This is a genomic window from Mesorhizobium sp. SEMIA396 (assembly GCF_024518615.1).
Classification (GTDB): Bacteria; Pseudomonadota; Alphaproteobacteria; order Rhizobiales; family Rhizobiaceae; genus Mesorhizobium.
In genome coordinates, this window is the sequence record NZ_JANIFC010000001.1 from 601200 (window position 1) to 614750 (window position 13551).

11 protein-coding genes are annotated in these 13551 nt (G+C 64.6%); 4 read left to right on the plus strand and 7 right to left on the minus strand.

The annotated features are described in order from the left end of the window. Nucleotides 1–162 precede the first annotated feature (162 nt). Entirely contained in the window at nt 163–1122 is a 960-nt protein-coding gene (locus NP503_RS02980; RefSeq protein WP_127268795.1) for a LysR family transcriptional regulator, read from the plus strand. Then, nucleotides 1119–2180: an isopenicillin N synthase family oxygenase gene (locus NP503_RS02985; RefSeq protein ID WP_164748936.1), complete on the plus strand. Its 1062-nt coding sequence runs from the start codon at nt 1119–1121 to the stop codon at nt 2178–2180. The genes NP503_RS02980 and NP503_RS02985 overlap by 4 nt, the downstream gene beginning before the upstream one ends. Nucleotides 2181–2708: 528 nt before the next feature. On the opposite strand, the gene NP503_RS02990 is transcribed toward NP503_RS02985, so the two are convergent. The 6 genes from NP503_RS02990 to NP503_RS03015 all read right to left on the minus strand — a co-directional run bounded on the left by NP503_RS02990 (nt 2709) and on the right by NP503_RS03015 (nt 10494). Further along, complete coding sequence (locus tag NP503_RS02990) at nt 2709–5006, minus strand: xanthine dehydrogenase family protein molybdopterin-binding subunit (protein ID WP_127268794.1); 2298 nt, start codon at nt 5004–5006, stop codon at nt 2709–2711. After that, the gene (locus NP503_RS02995; protein ID WP_127272232.1) at nt 5003–5986 is read right to left on the minus strand and encodes a xanthine dehydrogenase family protein subunit M; all 984 of its coding nucleotides are present in this window, start codon (nt 5984–5986) and stop codon (nt 5003–5005) included. Before NP503_RS02995 ends, NP503_RS02990 begins: the two co-directional genes overlap by 4 nt. Continuing rightward, nucleotides 5983–6462 (minus strand): (2Fe-2S)-binding protein, encoded by a 480-nt coding sequence (locus NP503_RS03000; protein WP_127267453.1) that lies wholly within the window; start codon nt 6460–6462, stop codon nt 5983–5985. The genes NP503_RS02995 and NP503_RS03000 overlap by 4 nt, the downstream gene beginning before the upstream one ends. Nucleotides 6463–6693: 231 nt before the next feature. Further along, nucleotides 6694–8952: a xanthine dehydrogenase family protein molybdopterin-binding subunit gene (locus tag NP503_RS03005; RefSeq protein ID WP_127267452.1), complete on the minus strand. Its 2259-nt coding sequence runs from the start codon at nt 8950–8952 to the stop codon at nt 6694–6696. After that, nucleotides 8942–10000 (minus strand): xanthine dehydrogenase family protein subunit M, encoded by a 1059-nt coding sequence (locus NP503_RS03010; protein WP_127267451.1) that lies wholly within the window; start codon nt 9998–10000, stop codon nt 8942–8944. The genes NP503_RS03005 and NP503_RS03010 overlap by 11 nt, the downstream gene beginning before the upstream one ends. Then, nucleotides 9997–10494, minus strand: coding sequence for a (2Fe-2S)-binding protein (locus NP503_RS03015; protein WP_127267450.1), 498 nt, complete (start codon nt 10492–10494; stop codon nt 9997–9999). Before NP503_RS03015 ends, NP503_RS03010 begins: the two co-directional genes overlap by 4 nt. Before the next feature lie 290 nt (nt 10495–10784). On the opposite strand from NP503_RS03015, the gene NP503_RS03020 reads away from it, so the two are divergent. Together NP503_RS03020 and NP503_RS03025 are read left to right on the plus strand one after the other, a co-directional pair. After that, a complete protein-coding gene (locus NP503_RS03020; RefSeq protein ID WP_127267449.1) occupies nt 10785–11405 on the plus strand; it encodes a TetR/AcrR family transcriptional regulator in 621 nt (206 codons plus the stop codon). 56 nt (nt 11406–11461) lie between these two features. Further along, nucleotides 11462–12460, plus strand: a complete 999-nt coding sequence (locus NP503_RS03025; RefSeq protein ID WP_127267448.1) for a bestrophin family protein — start codon at nt 11462–11464, stop codon at nt 12458–12460. Nucleotides 12461–12523: 63 nt separating this feature from the next. Here NP503_RS03025 and NP503_RS03030 read toward each other — a convergent pair whose 3' ends face one another. Beyond that, on the minus strand, nt 12524–13528 hold the full coding sequence (locus NP503_RS03030; protein WP_127267447.1) for an NAD(P)-dependent alcohol dehydrogenase: 1005 nt from the start codon (nt 13526–13528) through the stop codon (nt 12524–12526). Nucleotides 13529–13551: the final 23 nt, after the last annotated feature.

Consider the following 13551-nt stretch of genomic DNA (forward strand, 5'->3'; position numbering starts at 1 on the left):
AGCTTCCCTGCACGGTGACGATTGCCGCCGGAGCGTCTTTTTTGATTTGGCAAAAGCGAATTGGCTCTTGTGCAGTGCATAACAGCCGATTACGTTCGTTCATGCAACAAAAATAATCATGCTCATTTTTTGGGCATTTTGCACAGAAATGTGAACGATCAAATGAACACCGATGCTCTGGCATCATTTGTAAAAATCGCGGAACTGCGGTCATTGTCCGCCGCGGCGAAGTTGTACGGCCTGCCCAAATCCACGCTCAGTCTTCGGCTCAAGCAGCTTGAAGACGATCTGAAGGTCGCTCTGTTCGAGCGCTCCGGCCGTGTCCTGTTGCTCACGGAGGCAGGGCAAACCCTGCTCGGGCACGCGCGGCAGATACTGCAAAGCTGCGATACGGCGCGGGCCGCCGTGACGGAACTGAGCGACGACGTGACCGGAACCTTGCGGATCGGCGCCACGGGGGAGTTCGGCACGGCCTACTACACGCAGATGCTCATGGCGTTCAGAAAGCTCTACCCCAAGGTGGAAATCGAACTCACCTTCTTTTCGCCGCACGTTCTCTACGCGCCGGAGAGCCTCGATATGCTCGACGCCGTGATTTCATGGGACGAAGGTATCGAAGGCGGCGAAACGCTCTCCACCGCAAAATTCGCACTCTTTGCCAGCAAGAGTTATGTCGAGCGTGCCGGGATGCCACGAAAACCCGCCGATTTGGCGGAACACCAGGGCATTGTCTATCGCACCTCGGCGGGCCTGCAGCACTGGCGGCTACAGAAAGGTACCGCGCAGGAAAGTATCTTGCCGCGCAGCAACCTGATCGCCAACGAATACTGGACTATCAAGTACTTCGCCGTTGCGGGCGAGGGCATTGCCTATCTACCGCACTTCTTCACCACGATCGAGTGTGAACGCGGCCACCTCATTCCGTTGCTCGACACATGGGAGTCCGCGGAAAAGCGGGTCAGCATCCGCATATCGCGCCCGCACGCTCCGTCGCGTAAGATGACCGCGTTCATGGATGTCTGCGGCCGCTACTTCTCGCCCGGCTTCGTTTTCACGGGGCCGCGCTACTACGTCGAAACAATTTTCGATGCAAGCCAGCAAGAAAAGGGAACAGAAAAATGAAGGTCCTTGAAACCGGCAACGGCGCGCGTGCAATGAAAGGGGGAGGGCTCGACCCGCAGCGTGTCAGCTTCGACAAGATCCCGATCATTGATCTCGAGCCCATGTTCACAGGCGACGAGGCGGCCAAGCGAAAGCTCGCCCAGGAACTGCGCGAGGCCTGCACGGAAGTCGGCTTCCTCTATATCAAGAACCATCACGTTCCGAAGGATGTCATCGATGCCACGTTTGAGGTGGCGGAGGTGTATTTCGCCGAATCCGACGACGTGAAGATGGAGAATCACGTTTCCAATTCAAAGAATAATCGCGGTTATGCGGCAATATTGGAAGAGAATACGGATCCGACCGCGCGCGGAGACCTGCACGAATCCTATGATATTGCGTTGGATGTGCCAGCCGACGATCCGGACGTGAAGGCCGGCAAAGTACTCTACGGTCCCAACCAGTGGCCAGCGGGCAGGCCGGAGTTCCGAACGGCACTGGAAGCCTACCATGCCGAGATGCTGACGCTGAGTGGCCACCTGCTCCATGCCTTTGCTCTGGCTCTGGGGTTGGAGGAGACATATTTCGACCTGCTGGTCGGCAAGCCGCTCGCAACTTTGCGGGTGCTCCACTATCCACCGCAGTTTGGCGAGATCGATGACCGACAGATCGGCATTGGGGCGCATTCGGACTATGAGTGCTTCACGATCCTGGCCCAGAAGGATGGTATTTCAGCCTTGCAGGTACTGAATGCAACAGGCGAGTGGATTGCGGCCGATCCCGTCCCCGGCTGCTTCGTCGTCAATGTGGGAGATCAGATGGCGCGTTGGACCAATGACCTTTTCGCCTCGACCGTCCACCGCGCGGTGAACCGTTCCGGCAAAGAACGCTATTCGATCCCGTTCTTCTTCGGTCCAAACTATGATGCCGTGATCGAGGTGCTTCCCAGTTGCGTTGATGAGGATCATCCTGCGAAGTACCCCCCGATCACGTCGGGCGAATACGTCAACGGCCGCTTCAAGGCGACATTTGCGCACTATGCCGCGCAAAGCGAGGCCGGCGCCGAAACCGCGGCTTAAGCGGATAATCCCGTCATGCGCGGCCGCTCCTGTGGCCGCGCATCGCGTACCCGCCGTCCGTTGACCGAGATCAATATGATAGCACCCGCGATGGGTAGCGTCGGGTTAACTGGTTAGCCATGGAGTCACCAGAAGAACCCATTTCGGTTTGACGGTGGATGTGGCTAATTTTTCGGCTTTGAGGGCTTCGTGGAGCGCGGTCTTGCCGATTTGGGCTTTGAGCAGCAACGGAGCAGAAAACCTGCATAAGGAAGTCACGGCTCGTCGTCCGGGTCAGCGGTTTTCGGATCGCGTGGCGGGCCTCGGTTTCGGCTATGGCCGCGGCAAGGCACAGCCAGTCGGCGATGCTGAGGGGGTAATGTTTTCAGGGGGCATTTTGCCGGTGCCAAAATGGATGTCGCTCATGGTCTTACCCCTTGATGGTTGCGCGAGTGCTGAAGGTGAAAGTGTGGAGGGAGCACCACCGCCCGAAGCTGCGGCCTGGCCTCCCCACAAGGGGACCCTCAAGGGGGAGATCGGCCACCGCCCTTAAATCAGCTTCTCCAGCGTGATCGGCAAATCCCGCACGCGTTTTCCCGTCGCATGGAACACCGCGTTGGCAATCGCCGGCGCCACGCCGACAATGGCCAGTTCGCCAACGCCCTTGCCGCCGAGCACCGAGGAATGCAGGTCGGGGATGCCGACCGAGATCACCTCGATGTCGGGGATGTCGGCATTGGTCGGCACGAGATAGTCGGCGAGGTTGTCATTGACGATGCGGCCGTGGCGGCGGTCGACGATGCCTTCTTCCAATAGCGCCTGGCCGATGCCCATGATGATGCCGCCCTTCCATTGGCTTTCGGCAAGTTTCGGGTTGTAGAGCCGCCCCGAATCCAGCGCCGACACCACACGCGATACACGCACCGTGCCGAAGTCCTCGTCGACGCGCACCTCGATGAAATGCGCGCACCAGGAGTGGCGGGAATAGTCGCCCTCGGTGTGAGGCAGCGCCATGGCGATGGTGGTGTAGTTCTTGTAGCGCTCCTCTGGCGTCGAGTTTTCCGGCATGGTGTCGCCGGTGGCTTCGATGTGGTCGCGGCCGACGCTTTTGAGCAGTTCGGCGATCGAGACATCGGGGCCGTCGCCGCGCGGCGAAGCGATGCGGCCATTGGCGACGACCAGCGTGTTGGCCTGCAGCGCGTGGAAAGGCGACCGCGGATCGCTGATGGCAAGGCCCACCAACTGGTCGAGCGCTGAGCTCGCGGCCTTGTATACGGCGCCGGTCATGACGCCGGCCAGGCGCGAGCCGCCGGTGACGCCGGCGCGCGGAAAGCGGGAGTCGCCGAGTTTCACCACCACGTCGTCAGCTCGCACGCCGACCGTTTCAGCGGCGGTCTGCGCCAGGATTGTGTAGGTTCCTTGACCCATGTCGATCGACGAGCTTTCGACCTCGACCGAGCCGTCGGCCAGGATACGCACGATCGCCTCGCCATAGGCGCGCCGAACCGGATAGGTGCCAGCCGCGACGCCCCAGCCGATCAGCTGGTTGCCGTCGCGCATCGAGCGCGGTTCGGGCGAGCGCCTGGCCCAGCCGAAGCGCTCCGCACCTGCGGCAAAAGCCTCGCGTAACTGCCGGGTAGACCAAGCCTTTTTGGCATGCGGATCCTGCTCGGCATAGTTCCGGAGCCGGATTTCCAGCGGGTCGATGCCGACCTCGTAAGCGAGCTCGTCGATGGCGCTTTCGATGCCGAAGGCCGAGGGGTTTTCGCCCGGCGCGCGCATAGCGCCAGGCACCACCGAATTGACCCGCACGACATTCTGCTTCGAGGAGAAATTCGGCGTCGCATACATGATCGAGGTAACCGATCCCAGCGGCTCGACCCACATGCCGTCGATGGATGTCTCATTGACGCCGCGATGCACGATCGATTGGATGTTTCCTTGCGCATCGGCGCCGATCGTCACCGTCTGGCGCGTCGCGGCGCGGCCACCATAGCCGGTAAAGGTCTGCGGCCGCGTCATCACCAGGCGCACCGGCCGGCCGAGCATTTTGGCGGCACATGCGGCCACCGCGCCATGGCTCAGCGCCAGCGCCTTGGAGCCGAAGCCGCCGCCAATATAGGGCGAGACCAGCCGCACATTCTCGAACGGCACGTCGAACCATTCGGCATAGGTGCGGGCCATCCCGTCCAGCCATTGGCTCGGCTCCCACACGGTGAGCTTGTCGCCCTCCCAGCGGGCGATCAGGCCATGCGGCTCCATCGGCGCCTGGTATTCGCGCGGCGTGTTGTAGGCGGCGCAGATGCGGACCGGTGCCGAGGCGAACGCACCTTGCGCATCGCCCCATTCCTTGGTCATGGCGTCGATCGGGATGCCGTCGCCGGCCTTGCCGTCGCTGAGGTCGACGATGGAAGGCGTCTCGTCATAGCTGACCTTGACCAGGGCCGCCGCCGCGACCGCCTGTTCGAAGGTCTCGGCGACGACAGCGGCGACATGCTGGCCCGAAAAGGTGATGTCGCGCGCGAGCGGGCAATAGGGTTTGTCGGGCGGCGGCGTGCCGAACCAGTCCGCCGCGGTTTTCAGGCTGATGATGGTGTCCGGCGTCAGCACCTGCAGTACGCCGGGCGCCGCCTCGGCCGCCTTGGTGTCGATCGCGCGCACCTTGCCGGATGCAATCGTGCTCTCGACCAGCACGGCGTAGGCGAGGCCTTCGAGCTGCTGCTCGACGGCGTATTTCGCCGCACCACTGATCTTGGCCGGGCCGTCGACGCGCGACAGCCGGCCGCCGACGGCTTCGGCAAAAGCGCCGTCGGACGCATCACCATGCCTGATGTTGTGAACGGTCATGCCGTCTCTCCCAATTTGAGGATGGCGCGGGCGACGACGCGCGGCGCCAGTTCGACCTTGTAGTGGTTGGCGCCATGGTCGACGGCACCTTCGACGGCGAGCAGGCTGGCGGCGCGGACCGCGTCCGGCTCCAATACCTTGCCCTTCAGCGCGTCTTCCACGGCCCGCGCACGCCACGGCTTGGTCGCGACGCCGCCGAGCGCCACGTGCAAATCGCGGATCGTTCGGCCGTCAGCCTCGAATTCGATGCCGACCGCCGCACTGGCCGCGGCGAACTCGTAGGACTGCCGGTCGCGGATCTTCAGGTAGGTCGAACGCCGGGTAGCGGCCGAGCCGGGGATCTCGATGGCGGTGATCATCTCGCCCGGTTCGATCGCATGTTCTTTTTCCGGCGTGTTGCCGGGCAGCAGGAAAAAGTCGTCGACCGGGATCTGGCGCTCGCCCAGATGCACGATCGCATCGAAGGCGACCAGCGCCACGGCGAGGTCGCCCGGATACATGGCGATGCAGGCGTCGCTGGTGCCGAGCACCGCATGGCCACGGGTAACGCCGCCGATCGCCGAACAGCCAGAGCCGGGCTCACGCTTGTTGCAGGCGGGGAAATTCGCCGGATCGCGGAAATAGGGGCAGCGGGTGCGCTGCATCAGATTGCCGCCGATGGTCGCCATGTTGCGGATCTGCGCGGAAGCCGCCTGCCACAGGGCTTCGGAGACGGCTGGGAAGTGGATCTTGATGTCGGCATGGTCGGCGACACGGCTCATCCTGGCCAGCGCGCCGATGGTGGCGCCGCGTTCATTCATCTCGATCCTGTCCAACCCCTTGAGATGGGTGATGTCGACCAGCGTCTCGGGCTCGGCGACGCCGCATTTGGCGAGGTCGATCAGCGTGGTGCCGCCGGCGAGCAGCATGGCGCCGGGCAGGGCGGCCGCCTGGCGTGCCGCAGCGAGCGAATTGGCGCGCACATAGGAAAAATCCCTCATGATGCAGCCTCCAATGCTGCCTGGCGGACAGCGGCGACGATGTGCGGATAGGCGCCGCAGCGGCAGAGATTGCCGGCCATGTATTCGCGGATCTCGTCGTCGGAGCCAGCATGGCCCTCACGAATGCAGGCGACCGCCGACATGATCTGGCCCGGCGTGCAATAGCCGCACTGGAAGGCGTCCTGTTCGAGGAAGGCAGCCTGCACGGGATGCATTTCGCCCTCCCGTGCAAGCCCCTCTATGGTGGTGACGGTGCGGCCTTCGGCTTGGGCGGCCAACGTCAGGCAGGCCAGCACGCGCTCGCCGTCGACATGCACGGTGCAGGCGCCGCACTGGCCGTGGTCGCAGCCCTTCTTGGTTCCGGTCAGGCCGAGGCGGTCGCGCAAGGCATCGAGCAGCGTGACGCGCGGCTCGAGTTGCAGATCGTGATGACGGCCGTTGATATCGAGATGAACTGGGATTGTTGTTTTTGTCATGGGCGCCTGGCTCCAGTTGCTTGACGCGAAGTCGGTTGATCTCATGGTGGGCCGGCGGGGGACCTGGCGCCCGCTGTCCGGCCCTTCGCTGTCGCTCCGGACCTTCGGGCGTTCGGCCCTTTTAAAAGGCCCACTGGACCTTTTGATCCGCCCGAAGGCGGACCGGGCCTTCACCGTTCGTCGGACGGGAAGCCGAGCAATTGGCTTCCCGTCCGCTAGGCGGATCTCACCTCACCCCAGCAGGTCTTCGATGCGGATCGGAAAGCGCCGCGGCCGCACGCCGGTCGCATGCCAGACCGCATTGGCGACGGCGCCGGCCGTGCCGGTGATGCCGATTTCGCCGACCCCCTTGATGCCGAGTGCGTTGACGTGAGGGTCGTCCTCGTGGACCAGCAGCGCCTCGACCGACGGAACGTCGGCATTCACCGGGACATGATATTCGGCGAGGTTGGCATTCTGGATCCGGCCAGAGCGCCGGTCGGTGATGGCTTCCTCATGCAGCGCGAACGAGACGCCCCAGATCATGCCGCCATAATACTGGCTGCGCACCAGCCTGGGATTGATGACCCGCCCGGCGGCGAACGCGCCGACCAGCCTTGTGACACGGATCTGGCCGAAATCCGGATCGACCTTCACCTCGGCGAACACGGCGCCATGCGCGTGCTTGGCATAGGTTTCCTGGGATGCCGGGTCCGCAGCGCCCTTGCCATGGCCCTCGATCTCGGTGAGGCCCGCGCGCGTGAGGATTTCGGCATAGCTTTCACCGCGGCTTTCATCGTCGCGCCGATAGAGGCGACCGCCGCGCGCCAGCACGCCTTCATTGCCGGCGCCGTAGAGCGGTGAGTGCTCGTCACCGGTGGCGAGATCGGCGAGCCTGGCGATGACGGCGGCACCCGCATTGTGGATCGCCATGCCGGCCGTCGCCGTGTGGCCGGAGCCGCCGGCAATGCCTGCATTGGGCAGATCGGAACTGCCGGCCCTGAAATCGACCTGGTCGATATCCAGTCCCAGTCCGTCGGCGGCGATCTGGGCGAAGGCGGTCCAGGCGCCTTGCCCCATGTCCTGCGCGCCGGTCTCCATCAGGCCGCTGCCATCGCTTCTCAGCACGGCGCGGGCCTCGGCCTGGAACATCAGGGCCGGAAACGTCGCCGTGCCGATGCCCCAGCCGGTCAGGAAACCGTCCGCGTCGCGCATCAGCCGCGGCTGAAGCAGGCGGCTCGCCCAGCCGAACGTCTCGGCCGCTTGCCTGTAGCACTCGCGCAGCGCCTTGGAAGAAAACGGCTTGCCGGTCATGGGCTCGACCTCGGCATAGTTCCGCAGCCGGAACTCCAGCGGGTCCATGCCGCAGGCGTGTGCCGCCTCATCGATGGCGCTTTCGAGTGCGATCGAGCCGGTCGCTTCGCCGGGCGCCCGCATGAACAGCGGGGTGCCGGTGTCCAACCGCACCGCATCGTGCGAGGTGGCGATGGCCGGGCTGGCATAGAGCGTGTGCGAGGCATCCGCCGCCGGTTCGAAGAAATCGTCGAACGTGCTCGACGCAGTCTTGGCGTGATGGTCGAGTGCCGTCAGCCGCCCTTCGCCATCCATGCCCATGCGCAGCGTCTGGCGCGTCGGCGCACGGTGGCCGACCGGGCCGTACATCTGCTCACGCCGCAGCACCAGCTTGACCGGACGGCCAACGAGGCGCGCCGCCAGGATGCCGAGCACCTGCGGCCCGGAGATCATGCCTTTCGAACCGAAGCCGCCACCCAGGAACGGGCTGCGGATGTGGACGTTTTCCGGCGCGATGCCGAACAGGCCGGCGATGCGGCCCTGCGCCATGGCAAGGCCCTGGCTCGGTGTGTCGATCGACAGTGTGTCGCCATCCCAGGCGACGACGATCGCATGCGGCTCCATGGCGTTGTGGTACTGGGCCGGCGTCTCGTAGGTGGCTTCGATCCGCGTCTTTGCGGATTTGAGGCCGGCCTCGACATCGCCCTTGTGCTGCACGGCCGGACCGCCGACACCGACACCACGCGGCACGAAGCTTTCAGCGCCGTCGAGGCCAACGCGCGCCGGCAGCACTTCATAGCGCGGCGACAGCAAAGCCGCCCCCTCGGTTGCCGCCTCCAGCGTCTCGGCGATCACCACGGCGATGCTCTGGTTGGGGTAGCGGACCTGATCGTTCTGCAGCAGGTCGAGCCGGAACATGAAGGGGTGGTCCTTGGCGTCCGGGTCAGCGGCGAGCGCCGGCCGGTTCTTGGGCGTCATCACCTCGACCACGCCCTGGTGCGCCTTGGCCGCCTCGATATCCAGAGCGGCAACGCGGCCGCGCGCGATGCTGCTGACCGCCAGCACGGCGTAGAGCATGCCGGGCGGGTGGTTGTCGGCGGCATAGCGCGCGGCTCCGGTGACTTTCAGAAAGCCGTCGCGGCGGGTCAGCGGCTGGCCGATGCTGGAGCCCTGCCGGGCATGGGCGGGTTGCTGGTTGAGGCTGAGTTCAAGCGACATGGCGCGCTCCGGGAATGTTCGAGAACGGGGAGGCAGGAAGGGCTGGCAGACGCTCGGGCGTTCCCGAAAGCGCAGATATCAGCGCCCTGACCACGATGCGGCGGGCAAGCTCGATCTTGAAGGCATTGTCGCCGGAGGGGCTGGCATCGGCCAAGGCAGCGTCCGCGGCGCTGGAGAAGGTCGCCTCGCTGGCGTCCGCGCCAAGCAGGACGGCTTCCGCCGTTCGGGCTCGCCACGGCTTGGCCGCGACGCCGCCCAGTGCCAGCCTTGCGGCGCGGATCTTGCCGCCATCGACGACGAGCGCTGCCGCGGCCGATACGACGGCAAAAGCATAAGAGGTGCGTTCGCGGACTTTCAGGTAACGGGCATTGGCGGAGAAGGAGGCCGCCTCCGCCGGCAGGCGCACCGCCACGATCAGGTCGCCGGGCTCTAGCGCATTCTCCCGCTGCGGCGTTTCGCCGGGAAGCCGGTGGAATTCCTCCAGTGTCACATGACGCCGGCCCTTCTTGCCCTCGATCTCGACCACGGCGTCGAGCGCCACCAGCGGCACGCAGAAGTCCGACGGGTGGGTGGCGATGCAGGCGTCGCTCCAGCCTAGCACGGCGTGCAGGCGGTTCTCGCCGCCCAGCGCATCGCAGCCGGCGCCTGGCTCGCGCCTGTTGCAGGCGCTGGCGGTGTCGTAGAAATAGCTGCAGCGCGTGCGCTGCAGCAGATTGCCGCCGACGGTGGCGGCGTTGCGAAGCTGCGCCGAAGCACCCGACAGCAGCGCCTCGGCCACCGCCGGATAGGATTTCGCGAACGCCGGATCGTAGGCAAGGTCGGCATTACGGACCAGCGCGCCGATGCGCAGGCCACCATCGTCCAGCCGTTCGATGCGGTTGAGCTCCGGCAGCCGGGAAATGTCGACGATACGCTCGGGACTGGTGATGCCGCCTTTCATCAGGTCGAGCAGATTGGTGCCGCCGGCGAGATAGGCCGAACCCGGCTCGGCTGCCGCGGCGATGGCGTCGGGGATGGTGGCTGGCCTGATGTAATCGAAATCTCTCATGCCGCGGTCCTCCGGTCGGCTTTGACAAGCTGTTGCTGGGCTTCCAGGACGGCCTCGACGATGCCGCCATAGGCCGCGCATCGGCATATGTTGCCGCTCAGCCCCTCACGGATGCGTTCGGGATCGTCGCCGGCCTGTGCCTCGGCGATCAGGCCGAGCGTGCTCATGATCTGGCCGGGTGTGCAGAACCCGCACTGCAAGCCGTCATGGGCGATGAAGGCGGCCTGCACCGGATGCAGTTCCTCGCCGTGGGCGACGCCTTCGATGGTCAAGACTTGGGCGCCGTCATGGCTGACCGCTAGCGCCAGGCATGAGTTGATGCGCTTGCCGTCGACCAGCACCGTGCAGGCGCCGCACTGGCCGCGGTCGCAGCCCTTCTTGGTGCCGGTGAGATCAAGCCGCTCGCGCAGCAGGTCGAGCAGGGTTACGCGTGGATCGACCTCCAGTTCGTGTCGGTGGCCGTTGATGGTGAGGGTGATGGGAAGGCTGGTCATGGGCGTCTGGCTCCAGTTGCTTGACGCGGATGGGATTGAACTGGTGCCTTGCCGCGGAAGGGCAAGGTAACCGTTCGGTCAGGTCTTGACGGCGAAAGCGGAGATGGCAGCGGATCTCCCGCGAGGCAGGCGGGCAGGGGAGATGTCGGCTTGCGTGTTCGAAAGACGTGACATACCGGTTCCCCTGATTATATGATAAAGGTGCTCCACTAAAACGGAGGCGCCTCCGTTTAATACGTGGTGGCTGAACCGGCCGGGTTCAAGCCCCCTGACACGATGTGGAGAAAAAATTGGCCAGCGAGCCGTCCGCCATTACAGAACAGAAGGCCGAGGCCGTAGACGCGAAGCCGCTGCGCGCCGATGCGCGGCGCAACCGCGACCGGCTGGTCGAGGTGGCGGTGTCGGTCTTTGCCGAGCGCGGCATCGATGGCTCGCTGGAGGAGATCGCGCGCCGCGCCGGCGTCGGCATCGGCACGCTCTACCGGCATTTCCCGACGCGCGAGCATCTGGTCGAGGTGGTCTATCGCCGGGAGGTGGAGGCGCTCTGCGCGGCCGCCGGCGAGCTTGCCCAGAAACATCCGTCCGATGTCGCGCTGGAACAGTGGATGCAGCGCTTCGTCGACTACATCGCCACCAAGCGCGGCCTGGCGACCAGCCTGCGCATTGTGCTCACCACCAATTCGACGCTGTTTTCCGACACGTTCGGCCGGGTGTCGCAAGCCTTGCGGCAGCTGGTCGAGGCGGCGGTGGCCGACGGCACCATCCGCGGCGACGTCGACGCTTCCGACGTGCTGCACGCGCTGGGCGGCATCTACTCAGCGCCCGACACCCCCGAATGGCGCGACCGCTCGCGCCGGCTGGTCAAGCTGTTGATGGACGGGTTGCGGTTCGGGGCTGCAAAGGCACAATGAGGCGACGAGATTCCGCCCGTGCAAAACCACACCTGTCGATAAATTGAGGGGACCCGATGTATGTAGGCCGCTCCTACAAAATAGTGGACTTCGCGCTGTGGTCGCGGCGCAGCGTCATCTACATGGTGGTGGTGAGTGGACTGGCCGTGGCGGCTTACCGTCTTCCAGGCATCGCCGGGTTTTCGGTGCCATGGTCGGTGGTGCTGGTGCTTGGCACCACCGTGTCACTCGTTGCCGGGTTCAAGAATTCGCAGGTGTTCACCCGCAGCAGCGACGCGCTGCAGGCTTTTACGCAAATTACGGCCAGCAGCCGGTTGTGGTCCAATTTCTGCAGGGATTTCCTTGACGCGCCGACGGCCAGACAGCTCATCTATCGCCACATCGCCTGGATGACGGCATTGCGTTTTTCCCTGCGCCGGCCGATGCCATGGGAATCCATGGCGCGGGCCGCCAATATCGAATACCGGCGGCGCTACCGCATCCATGAGGATGCGAGCTCGATCGCCGACGAATTCCGTCCGCTGCTCGCCGAACAGGCCGAGGACGTCCTGAAATCGCCCCAGCCGGCGATAGCCCTGCTCGAACTGCAATCTGTCCAGGTCAATGCGCTGTTCAAGGACACAAAGCTCCCTCCTCAGATCTATGGCGAACTGACCAAGCTGATCCGCGACTTCCATGACCAGCAGGCGCGCTGCGATCGCATCAAGAACAATCCCTATCCCCGGCAATACGCCATCGTCAGTTCGATGTTCGTGATGATCTTCTGCACGCTGTTGCCGTTCGGGGTCGTTCCCGTCTTTGCCGATATGGGCAAATTGGGTGGGGCGCTCGGGTCGATCGCGATCTGGCTGACGATCCCGTTCAGCACGCTGCTGGGCTGGGCTTACATGTCCCTCGACCAGGTCGGCGAAAGCAGCGCCAACCCGTTCGAGGGCAACGCCAACGACGTCCCGATCTCGCAGATTTGCCGCGACATCGAGATCGAGTTGCGCAGCGGGCTCGGCGAGGCCGATCTTCCCAAGCCCCTGATGCCGGTCAACGACATCGCGACCTAGGCAGGATCACGACGAAGGCGCGGACCCGACGGTCCTCTTCATCGTGCTGCTGGCGGAGGCCGCTCAAACGTCGAGGCAGACCTTGCCGAAATGCTTTTGGGTTTCGTAATGCGCGAAGGCGGTGGCGATGTCCTGCAGCGGAAAATGGCGGTCTATGACGGGCTTCAGCCTGATAGTCTCTATCGCCCGGATCATATCCTCCTGGTCGGCCCGGCTGCCGATGGAAATGCCGCTGATGCGGATCTGGTTGGAAAACAGGGCAGGGATAGACACTTCCGCCGCAAAACCGGTCAGGACGCCGACCAGCGCGATGTGACCGCCCGTGCGGCAGGCGATAATCGACTGCGCCAGCGTGGCGGGTCCGCCGACCTCGATCACGTGATCGACACCGCGTCCGCCCGTCAGATCCCTGGCCTTGCGACCCCAGTCCGGGACGGACTTGTAGTTGATGACGGCGTCGGCTCCGAGGCGCGTGAGCCTTTCCAGCTTCTGCTCGTCGGATGAGGTGGCGATGACCCGGGCGCCGGCGGCTTTGGCGAATTGCAGCGCGAACAGCGATACGCTGCCCGAACCGAGGACCAGCACCGCGTCGCCCGGCTTCACCTTGCCGCACACAACCAGGCCGCGCCAGGCAGTAACGCCCGTGCAGGTGAGCGACGCCGCCTCGACATGCGTATAGCCTGCCGGTGCCTTGGTGAAAGCGTGCGCCGGCATGCAGACATACTCGCTGGCGAAGCCGTCGAAACTGTCTCCCGGAATATCGCGCCGGGTGCAGGGCGTCATGTCACCGCCCAGCCACCAGGGATAGAAGACGCTGACGACTCTGTCTCCGGGCTTGAGTGCATCGACACCGTCGCCGAGGGCAATCACTTCGCCGGCGCCGTCGGAGAGCGGAACGCGGCCGTCGGCGAGAGGCATCTTGCCTTGCACGGCAAAGTCGTCGCGCATGTTCAACGCGCAGGCCCGGATCCTGACCAGAACCTCGCCCGGCCCTGGCTGGGGCGGATCTTCCTCGACCAGGTCGAGATTGCCCAAGCCGCCCGGCGCTCTCAGCCTGACCAGTCTCATTGTCTTCTCCGATGTGTGGGGTG

Coding starts and splice junctions, on each gene's coding strand:
- NP503_RS02980 (WP_127268795.1), top strand. CDS start 163: ATGAACACCGATGCTCTGGCATCATTTGTAAAAATCGCGGAACTGCGG.
- NP503_RS02985 (WP_164748936.1), top strand. CDS start 1,119: ATGAAGGTCCTTGAAACCGGCAACGGCGCGCGTGCAATGAAAGGGGGA.
- NP503_RS02990 (WP_127268794.1), bottom strand. CDS start 5,006: ATGACCGTTCACAACATCAGGCATGGTGATGCGTCCGACGGCGCTTTT.
- NP503_RS02995 (WP_127272232.1), bottom strand. CDS start 5,986: ATGAGGGATTTTTCCTATGTGCGCGCCAATTCGCTCGCTGCGGCACGC.
- NP503_RS03000 (WP_127267453.1), bottom strand. CDS start 6,462: ATGACAAAAACAACAATCCCAGTTCATCTCGATATCAACGGCCGTCAT.
- NP503_RS03005 (WP_127267452.1), bottom strand. CDS start 8,952: ATGTCGCTTGAACTCAGCCTCAACCAGCAACCCGCCCATGCCCGGCAG.
- NP503_RS03010 (WP_127267451.1), bottom strand. CDS start 10,000: ATGAGAGATTTCGATTACATCAGGCCAGCCACCATCCCCGACGCCATC.
- NP503_RS03015 (WP_127267450.1), bottom strand. CDS start 10,494: ATGACCAGCCTTCCCATCACCCTCACCATCAACGGCCACCGACACGAA.
- NP503_RS03025 (WP_127267448.1), top strand. CDS start 11,462: ATGTATGTAGGCCGCTCCTACAAAATAGTGGACTTCGCGCTGTGGTCG.
- NP503_RS03030 (WP_127267447.1), bottom strand. CDS start 13,528: ATGAGACTGGTCAGGCTGAGAGCGCCGGGCGGCTTGGGCAATCTCGAC.